Source organism: Jannaschia sp. GRR-S6-38, from assembly GCF_029853695.1.
In the GTDB taxonomy this organism is placed as follows: domain Bacteria; phylum Pseudomonadota; class Alphaproteobacteria; order Rhodobacterales; family Rhodobacteraceae; genus Jannaschia; species Jannaschia ovalis.
Genome location: NZ_CP122537.1, coordinates 1,968,725 through 1,988,954 on the forward strand (window position 1 = coordinate 1,968,725; position 20,230 = coordinate 1,988,954).

Genomic DNA, 20,230 nt, shown 5'->3' on the forward strand with positions numbered 1-20,230 from the left:
GCTATATCGGAGAGGGCAGCCCGAGGGCCTCCCGAATGTTCCGCCGTTTCGAAAGACTTGTCGATCCCTACCTGGATCACGTCGAGGACGATACGCCTCCCGACCGGCTCTGGCCGTTCCTGAGGACGTGGACGCGGCCGTTCCACAAGCTCTTCGTCCTCAGCGGGATCATGTCGGTGCTGGTGGCGGCGATCGAGATCGGGCTGATCTTCTACATGGGGCGCATCGTGGACCTGCTGGCGCGGACGACGCCCGCCGATCTGGTCGCCGATCACGGTCTGGAGCTGCTGGCCGCGGCGCTCTTCGTGCTGCTGCTGCGGCCCGCGGTGCAGGCGCTGGACGTGCTCCTGCTGAACAACGGCGTGCTGCCGCAGATGGGCGCGATGTTCCGCTGGCGCGCGCACAACCAGGTGCTGCGCCAGTCGGTGGGCTGGTTCGAGAACGATTTCGCCGGCCGGGTCGCGAACCGGATCATGCAGACGCCCACCGCGGCGGGCGACGCGATCTTCCAGGTCTTCGACGCGATCACCTTCGCGCTGGCCTATGTGATCGGCGCGGCGATCCTGCTGCTCGACGCCGATCCGCGCCTGCTGCTGCCGCTGGCGGGCTGGCTTGTGCTCTACGGCGGTCTGGTGCGCTGGACGATGCGCAAGGTGGGCCCCGCCTCAAAGGCCAGCTCGGACGCGCGGTCGATGACGACGGGGCGGGTGGTGGACGCGTATACCAACATCCATTCGGTCAAGCTCTTCGCGCATGAGGGGCAGGAGCTGTCCTACGCGCGCGACGCGATCGAGACGACGCGCGAGACCTTCGCCGCCGAGATGCGGATCTTCACGCTGATGGACGTGGCACTCGTCGCGCTGAACGGGCTGCTGATCGTGGGCGTGGTCGGCTGGGCGGTGATCCTGTGGCTGCAGGGCGCGGCCTCGGTGGGCGCGGTGGCGGCGGCGACGGCGCTGGTGCTACGGCTGAACGCGATGACCGGCTGGATCATGTGGGCGCTGTCGACCTTCTTCCGCAGCCTCGGCGTCGTGGCCGAGGGCATGGAGACCATCGCCCAGCCGATCCGGCTGACCGACGATCCCGATGCGAAGCCGCTGGTCCTGACGGCGGGCGCGATCGATTTCCGCGACGTGACGCATCGCTATGGTGGCGGGACCGGCGGGGTGGTCGACCTGGACCTGCGGGTCGCGCCCGGCGAGAAGGTCGGCATCGTCGGCCGGTCGGGTGCCGGCAAGTCGACGCTGGTGAAGCTTCTGCTGCGCTTCTACGACCCGGAGGCGGGGCGGATCGAGATCGACGGCCAGGATATCGCGCGGGTGACCCAGGTCAGCCTGCGCCACGCCATCGGGATGGTGCAGCAGGACAGCTCGCTGCTGCATCGCTCAGTCGCCGACAACATCCGCTACGGGCGAGCGGATGCCGGCCAGGCCGAGGTCGAGGCCGCGGCGCGGAAGGCGCAGGCGCATGCGTTCATCCTCGATCTGCAGGACCCCGAGGGGCGCAGCGGATACGACGCGCATGTCGGCGAGCGCGGCGTGAAGCTCTCGGGCGGGCAGCGGCAGCGGATCGCGCTGGCCCGCGTCATCCTGAAGGACGCGCCGATCCTTGTGCTGGACGAGGCGACCAGCGCGCTCGACAGCGAGGTCGAGGCGGCGATCCAGGACACGCTTTACGGCATGATGGAGGGCAAGACCGTCATCGCCATCGCCCACCGGCTGTCCACCATCGCGCATATGGACCGCATCCTCGTCATCGACGAGGGCCGCGTGATCGAGGAGGGCCCGCATGACGCGCTTCTGGCGCAGGGCGGGCTCTACGCCTCGTTCTGGAAGCGGCAATCGGGCGGGTTCATCGATACGCGCGCGGCGACCGAGGCCGCGGAATGAACCCGTTCCGCCCCCTCGCGCGGCTGATCCACCCGTTCGAACATGCCGACGGGCCGCCGCCCGACACGCTGATGGCCTTCATGCGCTGGTGCCTGTCGGGCGCTTGGCCGGTTCTGTGGGTGGCCTTCGCGGCCTCGGCGGCGGCAGGGGTGACCGAGGTCGTGACCGCTTTCCTGCTGGGCGCGGTGATCGACAGCGCGCTGGCCGGGCCGGAGGGGTATTTCGCCCGCAACGTGATGCTGCTCACGGGCTTCGTGCTGTTCTACACCGTGCTGCGACCGCTGATCTTCGGCACCTCGGCGGCGTTCAACGGCGTGTCGGTGCAGCCCTCGGTCTATCCGCTGGTGCAGTCGCGGCTGCATCGCTGGACGATGGGGCAGGCGGTCACCTTCTTCGACAATGATTTCGCCGGGCGCATCGCGACCAAGCAGATGCAGACCGCGCGCGCGGTGACGGCGGTGACCTCCGAGACGATCAACGTGGTGGCCTTCGCGGCATCGTCGCTGATCGGCTCGGCGGTGCTGCTGATCGCCATCGACTGGCGGATCGCACTGGCGCTGACGGTCTGGATGGCGGCCTATATCGCGCTGATCCGAGGGTTCATGCCGCATATCCGCAAGCGCTCCAAGGCGCGGGCCAACGCGCGGGCGATGGTGACCGGGCAGGTCGTCGACACGATCACCAACATCAAGACCGTCAAGCTGTTCGGCCATGCCGATCACGAGGACCGCGCCGCGCTGGACGCAATGTCCGCCTTTCGCGAGCGGGCGATCGATTTCGGCTATGTCTCGGCGGGGTTCCGCTTCGCGCTGATGGCCATCGCGGGGTTCCTGCCGGTGCTGCTGATCGGCGGGACGATCCTGCTCTGGCAGGCGGGGCAGGCCACGCCCGGCGCCATCGCCGCCGCGGGCGCCATCGCGATCCGCATCGCCCAGATGACCGGCTGGGTCAGCTTCACGCTGATGGAGATGTACGCCAATGTGGGCGAGGTCGAGGACGGGATGCACACGCTGACGCCGCGCTGGACGCTGGCCGACGCGCCCGGCGCGCGCGACCTGCCGCGGGCCGAGGGCCGGATCGAGGTCGAGGACGTCACCTTCACCTACGGGCGCGAGGAGGGCGGCATCCGCGGCCTGTCGCTGGAACTGGCCCCGGGCGAGAAGCTGGGGCTTGTGGGCGCGTCGGGGGCGGGGAAGTCGACGCTGGTCGCGCTGCTCCTGCGGCTCTACGACCCGGAGGCCGGGCGGATCACGCTGGACGGGCACGACCTGCGCGAGCTGACGCAGGACAGCCTGCGGCATCAGATCGGGATGGTCACGCAGGAGACGGCGATGTTCAACCGCTCGGCGCGGGACAACATCCTCTATGGCCGGCCCGGCGCGTCCGAGGCCGAGATGGTCGCCGCCGCGAAGGCCGCCGAGGCCCATGACTTCATCACCGGGCTGCGCGACCACAAGGGCAATCGCGGCTACGACGCCTATCTGGGCGAGCGCGGCGTGAAGCTCTCGGGCGGGCAGCGGCAACGCATCGCGCTGGCCCGCGCCATCCTGAAGGACGCGCCGGTGCTGGTGCTGGACGAGGCGACGAGCGCGCTGGACAGCGAGGTCGAGGCCGCGATCCAGACGGCGCTGGAGCGGGTGATGGAGGGCAAGACCGTCATCGCCATCGCCCACCGTCTGTCCACCATCGCGCGGATGGACCGGATCGTGGTGATGGAGGAGGGCCGCATCGCCGAGCAGGGCACCCATGACGAATTGCTGGCGCGGGGCGGGGTCTATGCGCGCTACTGGAACCGCCAATCGGGCGGCTTCATCGGGACCGAGGACGATGTCGCCGCCGAGTGACGCGGAGGACGCGACCCTGACCGTCGCGCGGCTGAGCCTGCTCGGCGATGGGGTGACCGAGGGGCCGGCGGGGCCGGTCTACGTGCCGCGCAGCCTGCCGGGTGAGGTGGTGACGGGCGCGATCGCGGGCGACCGGATCGCGGCGCCGAAGATCGTCACGCCCAGCCCCGACCGCGTGGCGGCACCCTGTCCGCATTTCCGCCGCTGCGGCGGTTGCCGGCTGATGCATGCCGCGGACGGCTTCGTCGCCGCCTGGAAGGCGGAGCGGGTGCGCGGGGCGCTGGCCCGCGCGGGCCTCGCCGCGGAGGTGGGCGCGCCCGTGACCTCGCCGCCGGGCAGCCGCCGCCGGGCGGTTCTGGCGGGGCGCAAGACGAAGAAGGGCGCACAGCTGGGCTTCCACGTCGCGGGCGGGACCGAGATCGTGGCGATCCCCGACTGCCGCCTTCTGCGCCCCGAGATCATGGCCGCCCTGCCGCATCTGGAGGCGATCACCCGGATCGCCGCGCCGCGCGGGGCCGAGATCGCGCTGCATGTCACGCAGGGGCCCGCGGGGCTGGACCTGGCGATCACGGGGGCGAAGCCCTTCGACCGCGAGGCGATGCTGGCGCTGGCGCCGCTTGGGGCGGAATTCGCGCGGATCACCTGGAACGGCGAGACCGCGCTGCAGCAGAGCCCGCCCTATCAGTTGTTCGGCGGGGTGCGCGTCGTGCCGCCGCCCGGCGCCTTCCTGCAGGCCACGGCGGAGGGCGAGGCCGCGCTGGTCGCCGCGGTCACCGCGGCGGTCGCGGGGGCGGGGCGGATCGTCGACCTGTTCGCGGGCTGCGGGACCTTCAGCTTTCCGGCGGCCGCCATCGCGCCCGTCCAAGCGGTCGAAGGCGAGGCGCCGCAAGTCGCCGCGCTGGCGGCCGGGGCGCGGCATGCGCCGGGGCTGAAGGCGGTGGACGCCGTGCGGCGCGACCTGTTCCGCGCACCGCTCACATCCGACGAGCTGGCCGGCTTCGACACGGCGGTGATCGACCCGCCACGCGCGGGCGCGGCCGCGCAGGTGGCGGAGATCGCAGCCTCGACCTTGCGGCGCGTGGCCTTCGTGAGCTGCGATCCCGGGACCTTCGCGCGCGACGCGGCCACGCTGGTCGCGGCGGGCTTCGCGATGGGGCCGGTCATGGTGGTGGACCAGTTCCGCTGGTCGCCGCATGTCGAGCTCTTCGCGCGGTTCGACCGGGGCTGAGGCCGCGGCGCGGATCGCGGCAGGAATCGCGCCGCCGTGCGCGCGATCAGCCAGAGATCGAGCGCCAGCGAGCGGCGCCGCAGGTAGAGCAGGTCGAGCCGCGCCTTGCGGGGCACGCAGCGCGCGGCATAGGCGGCCTCGGTCGCGGCGCGGGTGGGGCAGGCGGCGAGGAGCCGCCCCTCCCACGCCGCGCAGGTGACGCTTGCGAGCCCGGTGACGCCGGGCGTCGCGCGCAGCACCTGCGCATAGAGGCGCGGGTTCGCCGCCACCACGCGCCGCAGCGGCGGGCGCGGGCCGACGAAGCTGATCTGCCCGCGCAGTACGTTCCAGAGCTGTGGAAGCTCGTCCAGGCGGTGGCGGCGCAGCCAGCGGCCGAGCGGCGTGATCCGGCCCGCGCAATCGCCGCCGGTGATGCCGGGCCCGCCGGCCGCGGCGCGCATCGTGCGGAACTTCCACAGGGTGAAGCCGCGATCGGGCGCGGCCATGCGTTCGGAGCCGTAGAAGACCGGGCGCCCATCGCGGATCAGGATGGCCAGCGCGATCCCCGCGACGACCGGCGCCAGCAGAGGGACGAGCAAGAGCGCCAGCGCCAGGTCCAGCGCGCGCTTGCCCGCGCGGCCGTAGCCCGGGCGCGGCAGGGAACGCGCCCGCGGCAGTCGGGGCAAGAAGACGGCGGAGCGGATCATGGCACCTCGGGCGCGGGAACCCGCCCGGGCTAGCCGCCAAGCCTTTCGATACGATTAAGGCCCGCGCTCAGGCGCGCTTGCCGATCACCTCGACATCGCAGAGCCGCAGGACCTGCGCCTCGATATCCTCGGCGTTGAGCCCGGCGCTGGCATACATGTCGCGCGGGCCGCCCTGATCGATGAAGGCGTCGGGCAGCACCATCGACCGGAAGCGCAGGCCGGTGTCGAACACGCCCTCCTGCGCCAGGAGCTGCGCCACGTGGCTGCCGAAGCCGCCGACGGCGCCTTCCTCGATGGTGATCAGGCTTTCGTGCTCGGCCGCTAGCCGCAGGATCAGGTCGCGGTCGAGCGGCTTGGAGAACCGCGCGTCGGCGATGGTCGGGTCGATGCCGCGGGCGCGCAGAGCCTCGCAGGCGGCCCGCACCTCGCCCAGGCGGGCGCCGAAGGACAGGATCGCGACGCGCTCGCCCTCGTGGATCATGCGGCCCTTGCCGATCTCCAGCGGCTGGCCGCGCTCGGGCATCTCGACGCCCACGCCCTCGCCGCGCGGGAAGCGGAAGGCGATGGGGCCCGCGTCATGCGCGGCAGCGGTGGCGACCATGTGGCAGAGCTCCGCCTCGTCGGCGGCGGCCATCACGGTGAAATTGGGCAGGTTCGAGAGATAGGCCACGTCGAAGCTGCCGGCATGGGTGGCGCCGTCGGCGCCCACCAGCCCGGCGCGGTCGATGGCGAATCGCACGGGCAGGTTCTGTAGGGCGACGTCGTGGACGACCTGGTCGTAGCCGCGCTGCAGGAAGGTCGAGTAGATCGCCGCGAAGGGCTTCATGCCCGCGGCGGCGAGACCGGCACAGAAGGTCACGCCGTGCTGCTCGGCGATGCCCACGTCGAAGCAGCGCTTGGGGAAGCGTTCGGCGAAGAGGTTCAGCCCGGTGCCGTCGGGCATGGCCGCGGTGATGGCGACGATGCGGTCGTCATGCTCGGCCTCCTTGATCAGGTTCTGCGCGAAGACCTTGGTGTAGCTGGGCGCATTCGACGGCGCCTTGCTCTGCTCGCCGGTGATCATGTCGAATTTGGCGGTGGCATGGCCCTTGTCGGAGCGGCCCTCGGCGGGGCGGAAACCCTTGCCCTTCTGGGTGATGGCGTGGATCAGGATCGGCCCGGTCGCGCGCACCTTTACGGTGCGCAGGATCTGCAGCAGGCTATCCATGTCGTGGCCGTCGATCGGGCCCACATAGGAGAAGCCCAGCTCCTCGAAGAGGGTGCCGCCGACGGCAAGGCCCTTGAGCATCTCCTTGGCGCGGCGCGCGCCTTCCTGGAGCGGCGGCGGCAGGAAGCCGACGGCGCCCTTGGCGGCGGCCTTGAACTCCTGGAACGGGGCGCCGGCGTAGAGCCGTGAAAGATAGGACGACATCGCGCCCACCGGCGGCGCGATGGACATCTCGTTGTCGTTGAGGATCACGATCAGGCGCTTCTTGAGGTGCCCCGCGTGGTTGAGCGCCTCGTAGGCCATGCCGCCCGACAGCGCGCCGTCGCCGATCACCGCGATGGCGTCGCCCACGCCCGGCGCGCCCAGCTCGCGGCCCATCGCGAAGCCAAGCGCCGCCGAGATCGAGGTCGAGCTATGCGCCGCGCCGAACGGGTCGTAGGGCGATTCGCTGCGCTTGGTGAAGCCCGAGAGCCCGTCCTTCTGGCGCAGGGTCAGCATCCGGTCGCGGCGGCCGGTCAGGATCTTGTGGGGATAGCACTGGTGGCTCACGTCCCAGATCAGCTTGTCGCGGGGCGTGTCGAACACGGCGTGCAGCGCCACGGTCAGCTCGACCACGCCGAGCCCGGCGCCCAGATGCCCGCCGGTGCGGCTGACGGCCCAGATGGTGTCGGCGCGCAGCTCGTCGGCGGCCTGGCGCAATTCGCGGTCGGTCAGCGCCTTGAGGTCGGCCGGGCTTCCGATGCGGTCCAGAAGCGGCGTGGCGGGGCGGTTGGTCTGGTTGGTCATGTCATCCTCACCTGTCGCGGGCCACGACGTAGCGGGCGATCTTCCGCAGGGTAGCCGCCTTTTCGCTGTAAATCAAAACTGACATCTCGGCCTGTTCCACCAGTTGGACGGCCCGGGCGCGCGCGGCCTTGGCGCCCAGATGCGAGACGAAGGTCGCCTTGCCCGCGGCGGCGTCCTTGCGCAGCGCCTTGCCGGCGGCATCGGCATCGCCTTCGACATCCAGAAGGTCGTCCGCGATCTGGAAGGCGAGGCCCAGCTTCGCGGCATAGTCCAGAAGCGGCGCGGGATCGGCGCGGCCGAGAATCGCGCCGGCGCGGCAGGGCCATTCCAGCAGCCGCCCGGTCTTGAGGCGCTGCAGCGCCTTGATCTCGTCGAGGCTCAACGGCGCGGCGGCCGATTCGGCGGCGATGTCGAGCGCCTGGCCGCGCACCATGCCGGCTGCGCCGGCGGCCTGCGCCAGCGTCAACACGAGGTCGGCGCGGATGGCGCCGTCGGGGTCGGTCGCGGGATCGGCCAGCAGCTCGAAGGCCAGCGTCTGCAGCGCGTCGCCGGCCAGAACCGCGGTCGCCTCGTCCCATTGGCGGTGCACCGTGGGCCGGCCGCGGCGCAGGTCGTCATCGTCCATGCAAGGCAGGTCATCATGCACCAGGCTGTAGGCGTGGACCGCCTCGATGGCGCAGGCGGCGCGCATCGCGCGGTCGGCGGGCACGTCGAACAGCGCCGCCGATTCGAGCGCCAGGATCCCGCGCAGCCGCTTGCCGCCCGCGAGCGCGTGGCGCATCGCGTCGCCCACGGGCCCGTCGAACCCGGCCAGCGCCCCGTCCAGCGCCGCCCCGATCCCGGCCTGCGCGTCGCGCAGGGTCGTCTCCAGGCTCACGTCTGGTCGGCGGGCCGGGTGCCGGTGGGGGCGCCGTCGGCGTCGAGCGTGATCTGTTCGACCTTCGCCTCGGCTTCCTTCAGCTTGGCCTCGCAGCGCGCCTTGAGCTTCGCGCCCCGCTCGTAGAGCGCGATGCTCTCGTCGAGCGGGACCTCGCCCGAATCGAGACGGGTCACCACCTCCTCCAGCGCCGCGATGGCCTGCTCGAAGCTCATCTTCCCGATCTCGTCAGCCATCGCCCCGTCTCCGTAGCACGTCCACATGCGCAGCCGCGGAAGCCGCCAGCGCGGGCAGGTCATAGCCGCCTTCCAGGCACGACACCACCCGCCCGTCGGCGTGCCGCGCGGCCAGGTCGCAGATGCGGTCGGTGAGCCAGGCGAAGTCGTCGGTATCCCATTGCAGCTGCGCCAGCGGGTCGTCGGCATGGGCGTCGAAGCCCGCCGAGACGATTACCAGCTCCGGCGCGAAGGCGTCGAGCCGGGGGGCGATCTCGGCCTCCCAGACCTGGCGGATCAACGCGCCGTCGCTGCCCGGCGGCAGCGGACGGTTCATCACGTTGTCCTGCGTCCCGGTCTCGTCGGCCGCGCCGGTGCCGGGCCAGAGCGGCGACTGGTGGGTCGAGACGAAAAGCGTGCGCGCCTCGTCCCAGAGCAGGTCCTGCGTGCCGTTGCCGTGATGGACGTCGAAATCCACCACCGCGACGCGGGCCAAGTCATGCGCTGCGAGCGCGTGTTTCGCGGCGATGGCCACGTTGCCAAGATAGCAGAACCCCATCGGCGTCGTACGCTCGGCATGGTGGCCGGGCGGGCGCATGGCGCAGAAGGCGTTGGGGGCTGCGCCGCCGAGGACCGCGTCGACCGCCCGGACCGCGGCGCCGGCGCCCAGCCAGGCCGCGCGCAGCGTGCCGGGCGAGAGCCAGGTATCGGGGTCGAGCTGCACGAACCCCTCCGTGGGCGCCGCCGCGGCCAGCCCGTCGAGAAAATCCTGCGGGTGGCAGCGCAGCACCGCCTCGGGCGCGGCGGGCGGCGCCGTCTCGCGGGTCAGCGCCATGTCGGCCAGCGCGGCGCGGATGGCGGGCAGGCGGGCGACCTGCTCGGGGTGGCCCGGCGGGTTGGCATGGGCATCCGTGTCGGGATGGTCGATCAGCAGGGTCATGGTCGTCCTCTGGCCGGAAATACCTCGGGGAGCGCGAGGGGCCGGCCCCTCGCTCCCGCGCGCTCAGTCGGGCGCCAGCATGTAGCCCTCGCCGCGCACCGTCTGCAGGTAGCGGGGCTGCTTGGGATCGGCTTCGAGCTTGCGGCGCAGGCGGGTGACCTGTACGTCCACCGCGCGCTCGCCCGTGGCCTCGCCGTCGCGGCTGAGCTTCTCGACCAGCGTGGCGCGGCTGACGGGCTCGTGCGGGGTGGCGGCGAAGATGCGCATCAGCGTCATCTCGGTCGCGGTCAGGCGGATCGGGTCCTGCCCGCGCCACATCTCGCCGCGCTCCAGGTCGTAGCGCACGGGCCCGAGCTGCAGCATCTTCGGCATCGCGCCCGCCGCCTGCGGCGCGCGGCGCAGCAGGGCCTTGAGCCGCAGCAGCAATTCGCGCGGCTCGAAGGGCTTCGGGAGATAGTCGTCCGCGCCAGCCTCGAGCCCGGTGATCCGGTCCGAGGTCTCACCCTTTGCGGTCAGCATCAGGATCGGCATGTCGCGGGTCTCGCGCAGTTCGGCGCAGAGCACGTAGCCGTTGTCGCCCGGCATCATCACGTCGAGCACGGCGAGGTCGAAATCAAGCCCCGCCAGCAGGCGCCGCGCGTGGTCGGCATCGCGCGCGCCGGTCGTCAGGTAGCCGTGGCGGCCCAGGAACTTGCGCAGGAGGTCGCGGATCCGGTCGTCGTCATCGACCAGCAAAACATGCGCCTGCTGCGCCTGCGCGCCGCTGCCCTGGGCCCCGCTGTCGCTCACCGCTCGCCCTCCCGCCCGGCAGCCAGGTGCCGCCGCATATCGGGGTCCATCATATGTTCGAGGACCTGGCGGAATCCAGCGACGGCCTGCGGGCCCGCCTCGCGGAAGGCGGCGCGCATCCGGGTGCGCTGGGCGTCGGAGAGCTCGCGCTCCAGCGCGGCGCCCTCGGGCGTGAGGTGGAGGTGGCGCTCGCGGCGGTCGCGCTCGCCCACCCGGCTGTCGACCAGTCCATCCTCAACCAGGGTGCGCAGCACGCGGTTGAGCGACTGCTTGGTGACGCCCAGGATCGACAGGAGGTTATTGACCGTGGTGCCGGGCATGCGGTGAATGAAATGGATGGCGCGGTGATGGGCGCGGCCATAACCCTTGCCGGCAAGGATCCGGTCGGGATCGGCGGTGAAGCCGCGATAGGCGAAGAACATCGCCTCGATGGCGCGGCGCAGCTGCTCGTCGGTCAGGAAGAGCAGGTTCTCGCTATCGATGCGGTCGTCGGCCATGAAGCCCTCCCTGACCGGGAAACTACGTCAGTGTTGTTGACATTCCAAGACCGGATTGGTAGCCACGCTCAGTTTTGACGCAACATTATGTCCGCACCGGACTGATTTGCGACACATGTGGAAGGGAGGGGGCCATGGCTGGGTCTTACGCGGAACTGGAAGGCAAGATCTGGATGGACGGCGCGCTGGTCGATTGGCAGGACGCCAATGTCCACCTGCTGACGCATGCGATGCATTACGCCAGCGCCGTCTTCGAGGGCGAGCGCGCCTATGGCGGCAAGATCTTCGAAAGCCGCAGGCATTCCGAGCGGCTGCTCTTCTCGGGCCGCCAGCTCGACATGGAGATCCCCTGGACGGTCGACGAGATCGAGGCCGCGAAATACGAGACGATGACGGCCAACGGGCTGGAGGATGCCTATGTCCGCGTGCTGGCCTGGCGCGGCGCGGGCGAGGACATGGGCGTCAGCTCGCGGCGCAACCCGGTGCGGATGGCGGTCGCGACCTGGGCCTGGGGCAATTACTACGGCGACGCCAAGACGCGGGGCGCCAAGCTCGACATCGCCAAGTGGAAGCGCCCCTCGCCCGAGACGGCGCCGAGCCATGCCAAGGCGGCCGGGCTCTACATGATCTGCACCATGTCGAAGCACGCCGCCGAGGCGAAGGGCTGCTCGGACGCGATGATGATGGATTACCGCGGCTACGTGGCCGAGGCGACGGGGGCCAACATCTTCTTCGTCAAGGATGGCGAGGTGCATACGCCGACGCCGGATTGCTTCCTCAACGGCATCACCCGGCAGACCGTTCTGGGCATGCTGGAGGAGCGTCAGGTGAAGGTGCACGAGCGCCATATCGAGCCGGGCGAACTGGAAGGCTTCGAGCAATGCTGGCTGACCGGTACCGCGGCCGAGGTCACGCCGGTGGGCCAGATCGGCGATTACAATTTCGAGGTCGGATCGCTGACGCGCAATATCGCGGAAGGCTACGAGGCGCTGGTCCGCGCCTGAGCGCGGGCCCCCGCAAACGCGAGCGGCCCCGCCGGGGGGAGACGGGGCCGCGCTGAGAGACAGGGTGTCAATCGTAGGCCCCCGGACACGGCGCACTGGGTGGGGGCGATGTTGCGCCGTGCCCGGAAGGCTTTGAGCTTTCGCTCCTACGACTCCATCTCTGCCAGTCCCGGATGACGTCATCGGGTCCGGCTTGGGGTCTTTTCGGGGCGGTGGCGTGGCAGGCTTTCCGGCGGGGGCGGTGGCAAGCCGCTTGAAAGGCCGGGCCGGGCGGGCCACCTTCGGTCCATGAACGCGATGCCCCCGGGTCAGCCCCCCGCCTCCGACGCCGTGCATTTTCACCGGACCGAGTTGGGGCCGATCCTGTCGCTCTACGGCCGCATGGTCGCGGCGGGCGAGTGGCGCGATTACGGGATCTCGGCCTTGCGCGAGGTAGCGGTGTTCAGCGTCTTCCGCCGCACCGCCGAGCATCCGATCTACCGCATCGAGAAGCGTCCCAAGATGGCAAGCCGCCAGGGCATGTGGAGCGTCGTCGGCATGGACGGCCGCATCCTGCGCCGCGGCCATGACCTGAAGACGGTGCTGCGCGTGCTGGAGCGCAAGCTGATCCGTTCGGTGGACTGAATGGGGCGCGCGACCGGGGGCGGGCCGTCACGCCCAGCGCTGGATCGCGGCGTCGGAATCCGTGGGTCCGGTGTTGAAGGCGATGCGCGCGGATGGCGCGTGTTCGTGCACGATATTCACGAGCCGTTCGAAGACGAGGAAATGGTCGTCATCCTTGCGCACGCCCGCCCCGATCATGACGACGTCGTAGGAGTCGGATTTCAGCGTCTCGACCAGCTGGTCCGTGGCCCCGTCCCCGTCGAAGAGAAAGCCGATGGCGGCGTCGTAGCCCTGATCGTTGAGCTTGCGCTCATCGGCGCGGAGCGCGCCTTCGAGCTTTTCCGGGGTGAGCCCCGGATACTTGGCGTAATCGACGACGCTCGGGTGCCAGCCGACCATAAGAACCTTCTTGGCCATGTCATGTCCTTCTCGTTCCTGCGGCAGCGGCCTCCGCCCCCGGGTGGAGACGGTTGAGCGCGGCGCGGCGGGTGGCTAGAGTTGCTTTACACGTAAAGTAAAACGCGAATCGATTTACATGGCAACAAAAAACGGGCCGAGCCTGCGCTCCATCGGCCGGCAGCTCAATTTCGCGACCGGGCGCATGAACGCGCTGTGCCAGCGCCTGCTGGAGCCGCATGAGCTGTCGCTGCCGCAATGGGTGGTCCTGTCATGCCTGTGGCGGGAGGGGGACCTGACCGTCGGCGCGCTGGCCGAACGGGTGGGGACGGGGCTGCCGGCCATGTCGCGGATCGTCGACCGCATGGTCGCCCGCGACCTCGTCACTCGGCACAGGGACGCCACCGACCGCCGCGCCACCATCGTGGGCCTGACCGAGAAGGGCCGGGCGCTCGACCACCTTCGCGACTTCCACGAACGTGTGAACGCGGTGCTGCTCGATGGCCTGTCCGAGCGCGAGCGCGCGGCGGCCTTCGACCTCCTGACGCGGATGCAGGACAACGCCGAGCGGGCCCTGCGTTAGCCGGGCCTAGCGGGTGGGTTCGATCCGCCGCCGCGCCGCGATCTCGCCCGATCCCTGGCCGGCGCCGCCGCTGGCCGCGATGCGGGCGCGCGCCTCGGAGAGCGGCTCGTAGGCGACGGCCATGTGGAAGGCGTTGGCGTGCAGCAGCATCTCCGCGTCGGACATGAAGCCGACATGGCCGTCCCAGAACACGAGGTCGCCGCGCTGCAGCGGCTCCTCGGGGTGCAGTTCGCGGCCGAGGCCCCGCTGTTGGTCGCTGTCGCGCGGGCAGTCATGGCCGCAGGCGATGAGCGCCTGCTGCACGAGGCCCGAACAGTCGATGCCCCAGCGCGAGGATCCGCCCCAGAGATAGGGCGTGCCGAGAAACATGTCGGCCACGCCCACCGGGTCGGCGAAGCGCGCGCGCAGCTTCTGCAGGTGGCCGGTGGGTACGAAATGCCCGGTCGAGATCTTCTGGAAATCCCCCATGTCCGAGGTGACGCGGACATGGCTGCCGAAGAAGATCGCGACCTCGGGCGGCGCCTTGAGCCGCGGCTTGGGATAGAGATGCGTCGCCGGCGCGGCGACCCAGTGGGTCGCGGCGTCCTGCCGGGTGAGCGCCCCGCCCAGCACGTAGCCGCAATAGCCGTCGCGCAGCGACTGGCCGAAGGCGAAACCGTCGCGCTCGTCGATGACGCGGAAGGCCTCGCCGAAGAGAAGCTGGCTCGCGCGTTCGCCCCGCGGCGCGTCCGAGAGGTTCACGAGCGGCTGCTGCACGGTGCGGATCGTGCCCTTCACGTAGCGCGTCGCCTCGACCACGCCGCGCAGCTCATGCGCGGCGGCATGGCCGTTGGCGGGGGTCATGCGGGGGTCGAGCGCGCTCACAGGTCCAGCACCCCGGGCAGCGCGTCGAAGATCGCGCGCGCGCCCTGTCCCGCGCCGCCCTTGGGCCGCGCCGGGGCGGCCGACGGCTGCCAGCCATAGATGTCGAAATGGACGAAGCGCGCGCGGTCGCGCACGAAGCGGTCGAGGAACAGCGCCGCGGTGATCGAGCCCGCGAAGCCGCCCGAGGGCGCGTTGTCGAGATCGGCGATCGCGGGTTCGATCATCTTCTCGTAGGGCCGGTGCAGCGGCATCCGCCAGAGCGGGTCGCGCACCCGCGTGCCGGCATGGGCGAGCGCCATCGCGAGCGCGTCGTCATCGGTGTAGAAGGGCGCGAGATCGGGTCCCACGGCGACCCGCGCCGCGCCGGTCAGCGTGGCCATGCAGACCAGCAGGTCCGGGGGCGCGTCCTCGACCGCGAGCGCCAGCGCGTCGGCCAGAACCAGCCGGCCTTCCGCGTCGGTGTTGTTGATCTCGACCGTGGTGCCGTCGCGCGCGGTCAGCACGTCGCCGGGCCGGAAGGCGTCGCCCGAGACGGCGTTCTCGACCGCGGGGACCAGCACGCGCAGCCGCAGTCGCATACCCGACGCCATGATCATCTGCGCCAGCCCCAGCACCGTGGCCGCGCCGCCCATGTCCTTCTTCATCAACGCCATCGAGCCGCCGGGCTTGAGGTTGAGCCCGCCTGTGTCGAAACAGACGCCCTTGCCCACCAGCGTCAGCGCCGGGCCTTCGTCGCCCCAGGTCAGCTCGACCAGGCGCGGTGCGCGGGCGGCGGCGCGGCCGACGGTGTGGATCAACGGGAAATTGGCGTCCTGCAGGGCGTCGCCCGTGGTGGTCACGACCTTGGCGCCGAAACGCTCGCCCAGGTCGCGGATCGCGGCCTCGAGCTCGCCCGGGCCCATGTCGGCGGCGGGGGTGTTGATCAGGTCGCGGGTCAGGCACTCGCCCGCGGCGATGGCCTCGACCCGGGCGGCATCGACGCCGCGGGGCGCGCGCAGCATCGGCGCCTCGCGGCCGTTCGCCTTGTAGCGGGTGAAGGCATAGCCGGCGAGCAGCCAGCCCAGCGCGGCCTCCTCGGCCTCGTTGGCGGTCAGCTCACCCTCCAGCGCGTAGGTGCCGGGTGGCAGCGCCTCGGCCGCGCGGGCGGCGAGGAAGCGCGTGCGCTGGCGGTCCTTGCGGCGGCCCCAGCCCATCAGCACGCGCGCCAGCCCCAGATCCGGGCCGGGCACGCGCAGCACCTGTCCCGCCTTGCCCGTGAAGGCATTGGCGGTGACCCAGTCGCGCACCGGGTCGTCCTGCCGGTCGAGCCAGTCGTCGAACCCGTCCTGCGGGATCAGCCGCACCGGGACGGCGCGGGTGTCTGGGGCGGCGAAGCGTGGCGTCATGCGGGACCTCTCGCGCCGCGCGGATCGCGGCGCGGCACACACTAGCCGAGGCGGTCCGCGCTGCAAGCGCAAGGCGCGGGTCGGTCAGCCCGCGTTGTCGGTCTGCACATGCCAGTGGCGGGCGCGCTCGGGCTCGGCCAGGCGGACCAGCCGGGCCCGCGCCGCGGCGAGGCCGGCGGCGTCGCCGGCGGCGAGGCAACGGCCCAGCGCCTCGGCCGCGACCACGAGGTTGCGCATCCCGATCCGCTGGCCCAGCGCCAGCAGCGCCTCGGCCTCGCGGCCGAGCCCCGCGCGGCCCGCGGGCCCGTCACGCAGCGTGCTCAGCCGCGTCTCGATCTCGGCGAGGGTCTCGGCGATCACCGCCTCGGCCTCCGCGCCGTGGGTCCGGCAGATCGCCGCCAGGGCGTCGTGGTCGAAATCCAGCGCCTCGGGGGCTGGCCGGAAGGGCGTGATCGTCGCTTGCATGGTCTCGGGTCCTCGTCGCTCGCAGGCCGGCTGCTTCGCGGCCTGAGTGCCGGGCGCGGCGGGCGAGACGGCGGCGCAAAGGTGACGATGATCCGGAGAATTCGCTCGAATTGAGGGGATCTGCTGCTTAGAACGGCGACGATGCGCGAACGGATGCGCAAACGAGGGACGCAATGAGATACGCTCAGCCTCTGCCCGGCTCGCTGGTCAAGCGGTACCACGGCTGGAAGGCCACCACCTTCGCCGAGAACGAGGCGTGGTATCGGCGCCTCGCGCAGGAGGGCCAGCGGCCGCGGGCGATGGTGATCTCGTGTTGCGACAGCCGGGTGCACGTGACCTCGATCTTCGGGGCCGAGCAGGGCGAGTTCTTCATCCACCGCAACATCGCCAATCTCGTCCCCCCGCACGAGCCCGACGGGCTGCGCCACGGCACCTCGGCGGCGATCGAATACGCGGTGACGGCGCTGCATATCAGCCAGATCATCGTGCTGGGCCATTCGCAATGCGGCGGGGTGAAGGGCTGCGAGGCGATGTGTTCGGGCCACGCGCCCGAGCTCGAGCGCGCCGAGAGCTTCGTGGGCCGCTGGATGGACCTGCTGCGCCCCGGCTGGGAGGCGGTGCGCGGGATCGCGGATGCTGACGCGCGGATGGAGGCGCTGGAGAAGCAGGCGGTGCTGATCTCGCTCGAGAACCTGATGACCTTCCCCTTCGTCGCCGAGGCGGTGAAATCCGGCGACCTGGCGCTGCACGGGCTGTGGAACGACATTACCCGGGGCGCGCTGGAGATCTACGATGCCCGGACCGATGCCTTCGCGCCGCTCTGAGCGCGGATGCGGGTGAGGCTGCAACGCCGCCCGGCCAATTGAACGCGCGTTCAGTACCGATGTTGACCCCACGCCGCGGCCGGGCAACCAACGGGGCCAGACTGACCCGGAGGCCGCCATGGAGTTCCTGTCGCTCGCGCTGGGCAACCTGACCTCGCCCATCATCCTCAGCTTCGCGCTGGGCCTGTTCGCGGCGCTCGCGCGCTCCGAGCTGTCGGTGCCCGAGGCGGTGGCGAAGGGGCTGTCGATCTATCTTCTGTTCGCGATCGGCTTCAAGGGCGGCGCGGCGGTCAACGAGGCGGGGCTCGGCCCCACGCTCTTGGGCGCGCTGCTGGCGGGGGCGGTCCTTTCCTTCGCGCTGCCCTTCGCGGCCTTCGCGCTGCTCAGGGTGATGACGCGGCTCTCGGCGCTCGATGCGGCGGCGGTGGCGGCGCATTACGGCTCGATCTCGATCGTGACCTTCGTCGCAGGCACCTCGGTGCTGGAAGGGGCGGGCATCGCCTCGGACGGCTGGATGGTGGCCGTGGCCGCGGTGATGGAGGCGCCGGCGATCCTGTCGGCGCTCTGGCTGGTGGCACGCTCGGGCGAGGGGCGCAGCCTCGACGCCGATCTCTGGCGCGAGATCCTGCTCAACGGCTCGATCGTGCTGCTGGTGGGCAGTTTCGTGATCGGCTGGATCACCGGCGCCGAGGGGCTGGACCGGATCGCGCCCTTCATCGTGGCGCCGTTCCAGGGCGTGCTCTGTCTGTTTCTTCTGGACATGGGGCTGGTCGCGGGGCGCGGCCTGCGCGAAGCGCGGGCGGTGTTGCGGCCGGGGCTTTTGATCTTCGGGCTGACCATGCCGCTCATCGGCGCGGCGGCGGGCGGGCTGTCGGGCGTGATGCTGGGCCTCGGCACCGGCAGCACGATGCTGTTCATGGTGCTTGGCGCCTCGGCCAGCTACATCGCGGTGCCCGCGGCGATGCGCGTCGCCCTTCCCGCGGCCAACCCGTCGATCTACCTGACGCTTTCGCTGGGGGTGACCTTCCCCTTCAACCTGACGCTGGGGCTGGCCATCTACCTGGCCGCCGCCCGCCTGATCACCGGAGGCTGATGCGATGCAGACCCATTCCGCCAAGCGCGTCGAGATCATCATCGAGGCTATGATGGAGCGCCGCCTGACCGAGGCGCTGCTGGCCGCCGAGGTGACGGGCTTCACCGTCTTGCCGGTGCATGGCGGATCGGGGCGGTCGGGGCACTGGACGCGCGCGGGCCAGATCGGCCGCGCGGGCGGCATGGTCGCGGTGGTCTGCATCGTCCGGCCCGACCGGCTGGACGGGTTGCTCGACGCCGCCTTCGAGGTGGTCGAGAGCCATATCGGCGTCGTCTCGGTCACCGATTGCGAGGTGCTGCGGGCGGAACGGTTCTAGCCGCCGCCGCGCCGCTCAGGGCTCCCAGATCAGGATCTGCCCCTCGGGCCAGCCGGCCTCGATCCGGACGCGGATCTCGGTCTCCGACCCGGGCGCGAGCGGCAACACCCATTCGCCCACGGCGCGCTTGTCCTCGATATCGGTCCGGTCGGGTTCGGGGCGGACACGGACATCCAGCTCCAGCGCCTCCTGCTCAGAGAAGGGCAGCGCGATGCGCGTCTCGACCGTCTCGGGCGCGTCCGACAGGTTGCGGATGCGGTAGACGAGGTCCTGCACCCGCGTCGCGCTGCTGGTGATGATGCCGCGATCGCCTGTCTCGTTGTCGAGCGCGACGAATTCCAGCCGGATCGCGGGCAGCGGCCCGAAGGCCAGCTCCGCCTCGTCGCCCGCCGGGATCAGCGGCAGCCGCGCCTCGCCCACCCGGGCGTCGCCCCGGAACAGGGTGAGCGCGCCGGGCAGGATCGGCTCGGGCGTGGTGTTCTCGAATTCGGCCATCAGGAAGGCGGTGGTGTCGCGGCGCGGGACCGCCCGGGCGAAGGGGCGGGCGTCGAAGACGAGGTCGTCGAGCGCCAGCACCACCGGGTCGCCGCCCGTCGGCAGGGTCGCGGGACGCGGATAGGCATAGGTCACGACCGGCCCGTCGAGGCGCACGCCCGCCACGACCTGTTCGGCCAACGCCGGGGCCGGGGCGGCGCGCATCATGTCGGAGGCGATCTCGGCCTCGCGGAAGCTGCCGCGCGCGGGCGCGTCCTGCGGCACGATCCGCGCGAGGTCGGGCTGCGGCTCGGTGGGCGCGGTCTGGGCGTAGGGGTCCGCGGTCGAGAGCGTCAGCGCCACGTCCCGCATCGGCAGGCCCGAGCGCTGGGTGACGCGCAGCTTCCGCGCGAGCGTCAGCCGACCCGCATCCTCGTCCAGCGTCGCGTCGTAGACCGGCGCCCAGCCGCCCGCGCCGGGCTGGGTCAAGGTCACGGCGACCGCGCCCGGCGCCTCCAGCGTCACGGCGACGGCCAGCATGTCGACGGGTCCGAAATCGGGCCCGGTCGCCGCGAGGTCGCGGCGGGCCTGGGCGAGGTCGCGCTCGGCCGCCTCGATCGCGTCCCGCGCCTGCCGCACGGCGGCGCGCGCCGCGATGGCGCGGGCCTGCGCGGCGGCGACGCCCTCGGCCACCTGTGCCGCCGTCGCGGCCAGCGCCTGCGGGTCGAGCCCGGTCAGCGCCTCGCCGGTGATCGACCGCCAGAAGGCCTGTGCCGCCTCCGCCGCCTCGGCCTCGGTGCGGGCCCGGTCGGCGGCGTCGCGGGCGTTCTCCAGCGCGGCCTCGGCGGTCTCCATGGCGTCGAAGGCGGCCCGCTGGGCCGCATCGAACAGGCCGCGCCCGTCGGCCACGGCGTCGCTCAGCCGTTCGACCGGGCCGAGCGCCGCGCCGGTGAGCGCGAGATCGGGCAGGAAGCCCGCATCCTCGGGCATGGGAATGAGCAGACGGTGGCGGCCGGCGGGAAGCTCGGCGCGGCCCTCGCGGGTCAGGGTCAGGCCGTTGGGGAAGATCGTCGCGGCGGTGACGGGGGCGAGCACCGTGACGTCCTCGGCAAAGGCGAGGCCGGGCAGGATGGCGAGGACGAGGGCAAGGCGCATGGTCGGGCTCCGGCTGAGGGTCGGCGCGGAGTGTCGCAGGGCGCCGCCGCGTTGTCAGCAGCCGGGCGGGCGTTATCGGATGACGGGGGCCGCCGGTGGCGGGCGCGACG

The 20,230-nt window shown here is 71.5% G+C and carries 20 protein-coding genes and 1 pseudogene; 9 read left to right on the forward strand and 12 right to left on the reverse strand.

Translation table 11 applies throughout. The features are described from left to right. Window positions 1-35 precede the first annotated feature (35 nt). The 3 genes from P8627_RS10010 to P8627_RS10020 are packed head-to-tail and all read left to right on the forward strand — an operon-like array spanning window position 36 to window position 4,961. A complete protein-coding gene (locus tag P8627_RS10010; RefSeq protein ID WP_279963957.1) occupies window positions 36-1,889 on the forward strand; it encodes an ABC transporter ATP-binding protein in 1,854 nt (617 codons plus the stop codon). Beyond that, a complete protein-coding gene (locus P8627_RS10015; protein WP_279963958.1) occupies window positions 1,886-3,733 on the forward strand; it encodes an ABC transporter ATP-binding protein in 1,848 nt (615 codons plus the stop codon). Before P8627_RS10010 ends, P8627_RS10015 begins: the two co-directional genes overlap by 4 nt. Beyond that, window positions 3,717-4,961, forward strand: coding sequence for a class I SAM-dependent RNA methyltransferase (locus P8627_RS10020; RefSeq protein ID WP_279963959.1), 1,245 nt, complete (start codon window positions 3,717-3,719; stop codon window positions 4,959-4,961). The genes P8627_RS10015 and P8627_RS10020 overlap by 17 nt, the downstream gene beginning before the upstream one ends. 20 nt (window positions 4,962-4,981) lie before the next feature. Here P8627_RS10020 and P8627_RS10025 read toward each other — a convergent pair. The 7 genes and pseudogenes from P8627_RS10025 to P8627_RS10055 all read right to left on the reverse strand — a co-directional run. After that, window positions 4,982-5,599 (reverse strand): annotated as a pseudogene (locus tag P8627_RS10025) (sugar transferase); the annotation flags it as partial. A 115-nt stretch (window positions 5,600-5,714) separates the two neighbouring features. Next, window positions 5,715-7,640: a 1-deoxy-D-xylulose-5-phosphate synthase gene (gene dxs, locus P8627_RS10030; RefSeq protein ID WP_279963960.1), complete on the reverse strand. Its 1,926-nt coding sequence runs from the start codon at window positions 7,638-7,640 to the stop codon at window positions 5,715-5,717. A gap of 7 nt (window positions 7,641-7,647) precedes the next feature. After that, the gene (locus P8627_RS10035; RefSeq protein ID WP_407932933.1) at window positions 7,648-8,517 is read right to left on the reverse strand and encodes a polyprenyl synthetase family protein; all 870 of its coding nucleotides are present in this window, start codon (window positions 8,515-8,517) and stop codon (window positions 7,648-7,650) included. Beyond that, window positions 8,514-8,753, reverse strand: a complete 240-nt coding sequence (locus tag P8627_RS10040; protein ID WP_279963961.1) for an exodeoxyribonuclease VII small subunit — start codon at window positions 8,751-8,753, stop codon at window positions 8,514-8,516. The genes P8627_RS10035 and P8627_RS10040 overlap by 4 nt, the downstream gene beginning before the upstream one ends. Beyond that, window positions 8,746-9,672 (reverse strand): histone deacetylase family protein, encoded by a 927-nt coding sequence (locus tag P8627_RS10045; protein ID WP_279963962.1) that lies wholly within the window; start codon window positions 9,670-9,672, stop codon window positions 8,746-8,748. The genes P8627_RS10040 and P8627_RS10045 overlap by 8 nt, the downstream gene beginning before the upstream one ends. A 63-nt stretch (window positions 9,673-9,735) precedes the next feature. After that, the gene (locus P8627_RS10050; RefSeq protein ID WP_279963963.1) at window positions 9,736-10,461 is read right to left on the reverse strand and encodes a response regulator transcription factor; all 726 of its coding nucleotides are present in this window, start codon (window positions 10,459-10,461) and stop codon (window positions 9,736-9,738) included. Next, window positions 10,458-10,958 carry a MarR family winged helix-turn-helix transcriptional regulator gene (locus P8627_RS10055; protein WP_279963964.1) on the reverse strand — a complete coding sequence of 167 codons (501 nt, stop codon included), beginning with the start codon at window positions 10,956-10,958 and terminating at the stop codon, window positions 10,458-10,460. The genes P8627_RS10050 and P8627_RS10055 overlap by 4 nt, the downstream gene beginning before the upstream one ends. A 134-nt stretch (window positions 10,959-11,092) precedes the next feature. On the opposite strand from P8627_RS10055, the gene P8627_RS10060 reads away from it, so the two are divergent. Continuing rightward, window positions 11,093-11,962 carry a branched-chain amino acid aminotransferase gene (locus P8627_RS10060; protein WP_279963965.1) on the forward strand — a complete coding sequence of 290 codons (870 nt, stop codon included), beginning with the start codon at window positions 11,093-11,095 and terminating at the stop codon, window positions 11,960-11,962. A 288-nt stretch (window positions 11,963-12,250) separates the two neighbouring features. After that, a complete protein-coding gene (locus P8627_RS10065; protein ID WP_279963966.1) occupies window positions 12,251-12,586 on the forward strand; it encodes a DUF2794 domain-containing protein in 336 nt (111 codons plus the stop codon). A gap of 27 nt (window positions 12,587-12,613) precedes the next feature. Here P8627_RS10065 and P8627_RS10070 read toward each other — a convergent pair whose 3' ends face one another. Beyond that, window positions 12,614-12,982: a hypothetical protein gene (locus tag P8627_RS10070; protein ID WP_279963967.1), complete on the reverse strand. Its 369-nt coding sequence runs from the start codon at window positions 12,980-12,982 to the stop codon at window positions 12,614-12,616. Between the two features lie 118 nt (window positions 12,983-13,100). Here P8627_RS10070 and P8627_RS10075 point away from each other — a divergent pair, with 118 nt between their 5' ends. Beyond that, the gene (locus tag P8627_RS10075) at window positions 13,101-13,544 is read left to right on the forward strand and encodes a MarR family winged helix-turn-helix transcriptional regulator (RefSeq protein WP_279963968.1); all 444 of its coding nucleotides are present in this window, start codon (window positions 13,101-13,103) and stop codon (window positions 13,542-13,544) included. A gap of 6 nt (window positions 13,545-13,550) precedes the next feature. Here the strand turns inward: P8627_RS10075 and P8627_RS10080 are convergent, their stop codons facing one another. The 3 genes from P8627_RS10080 to P8627_RS10090 all read right to left on the reverse strand — a co-directional run bounded on the left by P8627_RS10080 (window position 13,551) and on the right by P8627_RS10090 (window position 16,258). Beyond that, entirely contained in the window at window positions 13,551-14,387 is an 837-nt protein-coding gene (locus P8627_RS10080) for a C40 family peptidase (protein ID WP_279963969.1), read from the reverse strand. A gap of 17 nt (window positions 14,388-14,404) precedes the next feature. Continuing rightward, a complete protein-coding gene (locus tag P8627_RS10085) occupies window positions 14,405-15,793 on the reverse strand; it encodes a leucyl aminopeptidase family protein (protein WP_279963970.1) in 1,389 nt (462 codons plus the stop codon). A gap of 84 nt (window positions 15,794-15,877) precedes the next feature. Beyond that, window positions 15,878-16,258 (reverse strand): hypothetical protein, encoded by a 381-nt coding sequence (locus tag P8627_RS10090; RefSeq protein ID WP_279963971.1) that lies wholly within the window; start codon window positions 16,256-16,258, stop codon window positions 15,878-15,880. Window positions 16,259-16,431: 173 nt separating this feature from the next. Between P8627_RS10090 and P8627_RS10095 the strand changes: the two genes are divergently transcribed. The 3 genes from P8627_RS10095 to P8627_RS10105 all read left to right on the forward strand — a co-directional run bounded on the left by P8627_RS10095 (window position 16,432) and on the right by P8627_RS10105 (window position 18,491). After that, window positions 16,432-17,082, forward strand: coding sequence for a carbonic anhydrase (locus P8627_RS10095; RefSeq protein ID WP_279963972.1), 651 nt, complete (start codon window positions 16,432-16,434; stop codon window positions 17,080-17,082). 118 nt (window positions 17,083-17,200) lie between these two features. Continuing rightward, the gene (locus P8627_RS10100) at window positions 17,201-18,175 is read left to right on the forward strand and encodes a sodium-dependent bicarbonate transport family permease (protein WP_279963973.1); all 975 of its coding nucleotides are present in this window, start codon (window positions 17,201-17,203) and stop codon (window positions 18,173-18,175) included. 4 nt (window positions 18,176-18,179) lie between these two features. Next, window positions 18,180-18,491 (forward strand): P-II family nitrogen regulator, encoded by a 312-nt coding sequence (locus tag P8627_RS10105; RefSeq protein ID WP_279963974.1) that lies wholly within the window; start codon window positions 18,180-18,182, stop codon window positions 18,489-18,491. Between the two features lie 15 nt (window positions 18,492-18,506). Here P8627_RS10105 and P8627_RS10110 read toward each other — a convergent pair whose 3' ends face one another. After that, on the reverse strand, window positions 18,507-20,120 hold the full coding sequence (locus P8627_RS10110) for a DUF4139 domain-containing protein (RefSeq protein WP_279963975.1): 1,614 nt from the start codon (window positions 20,118-20,120) through the stop codon (window positions 18,507-18,509). Between the last annotated feature and the right edge of the window lie 110 nt (window positions 20,121-20,230).

What these genes read in the sequence shown, in the direction of transcription:
- P8627_RS10095 (WP_279963972.1), top strand. Translation starts at nt 16,432, where the DNA reads ATGAGATACGCTCAGCCTCTGCCCGGCTCGCTGGTCAAGCGGTACCAC.
- P8627_RS10110 (WP_279963975.1), bottom strand. Translation starts at nt 20,120, where the DNA reads ATGCGCCTTGCCCTCGTCCTCGCCATCCTGCCCGGCCTCGCCTTTGCC.
- P8627_RS10075 (WP_279963968.1), top strand. Translation starts at nt 13,101, where the DNA reads ATGGCAACAAAAAACGGGCCGAGCCTGCGCTCCATCGGCCGGCAGCTC.
- P8627_RS10085 (WP_279963970.1), bottom strand. Translation starts at nt 15,793, where the DNA reads ATGACGCCACGCTTCGCCGCCCCAGACACCCGCGCCGTCCCGGTGCGG.
- P8627_RS10100 (WP_279963973.1), top strand. Translation starts at nt 17,201, where the DNA reads ATGGAGTTCCTGTCGCTCGCGCTGGGCAACCTGACCTCGCCCATCATC.
- P8627_RS10065 (WP_279963966.1), top strand. Translation starts at nt 12,251, where the DNA reads ATGAACGCGATGCCCCCGGGTCAGCCCCCCGCCTCCGACGCCGTGCAT.
- P8627_RS10020 (WP_279963959.1), top strand. Translation starts at nt 3,717, where the DNA reads ATGTCGCCGCCGAGTGACGCGGAGGACGCGACCCTGACCGTCGCGCGG.
- dxs (WP_279963960.1), bottom strand. Translation starts at nt 7,640, where the DNA reads ATGACCAACCAGACCAACCGCCCCGCCACGCCGCTTCTGGACCGCATC.
- P8627_RS10060 (WP_279963965.1), top strand. Translation starts at nt 11,093, where the DNA reads ATGGCTGGGTCTTACGCGGAACTGGAAGGCAAGATCTGGATGGACGGC.
- P8627_RS10055 (WP_279963964.1), bottom strand. Translation starts at nt 10,958, where the DNA reads ATGGCCGACGACCGCATCGATAGCGAGAACCTGCTCTTCCTGACCGAC.
- P8627_RS10045 (WP_279963962.1), bottom strand. Translation starts at nt 9,672, where the DNA reads ATGACCCTGCTGATCGACCATCCCGACACGGATGCCCATGCCAACCCG.
- P8627_RS10105 (WP_279963974.1), top strand. Translation starts at nt 18,180, where the DNA reads ATGCAGACCCATTCCGCCAAGCGCGTCGAGATCATCATCGAGGCTATG.
- P8627_RS10015 (WP_279963958.1), top strand. Translation starts at nt 1,886, where the DNA reads ATGAACCCGTTCCGCCCCCTCGCGCGGCTGATCCACCCGTTCGAACAT.
- P8627_RS10010 (WP_279963957.1), top strand. Translation starts at nt 36, where the DNA reads ATGTTCCGCCGTTTCGAAAGACTTGTCGATCCCTACCTGGATCACGTC.
- P8627_RS10090 (WP_279963971.1), bottom strand. Translation starts at nt 16,258, where the DNA reads ATGCAAGCGACGATCACGCCCTTCCGGCCAGCCCCCGAGGCGCTGGAT.
- P8627_RS10080 (WP_279963969.1), bottom strand. Translation starts at nt 14,387, where the DNA reads ATGACCCCCGCCAACGGCCATGCCGCCGCGCATGAGCTGCGCGGCGTG.
- P8627_RS10040 (WP_279963961.1), bottom strand. Translation starts at nt 8,753, where the DNA reads ATGGCTGACGAGATCGGGAAGATGAGCTTCGAGCAGGCCATCGCGGCG.
- P8627_RS10070 (WP_279963967.1), bottom strand. Translation starts at nt 12,982, where the DNA reads ATGGCCAAGAAGGTTCTTATGGTCGGCTGGCACCCGAGCGTCGTCGAT.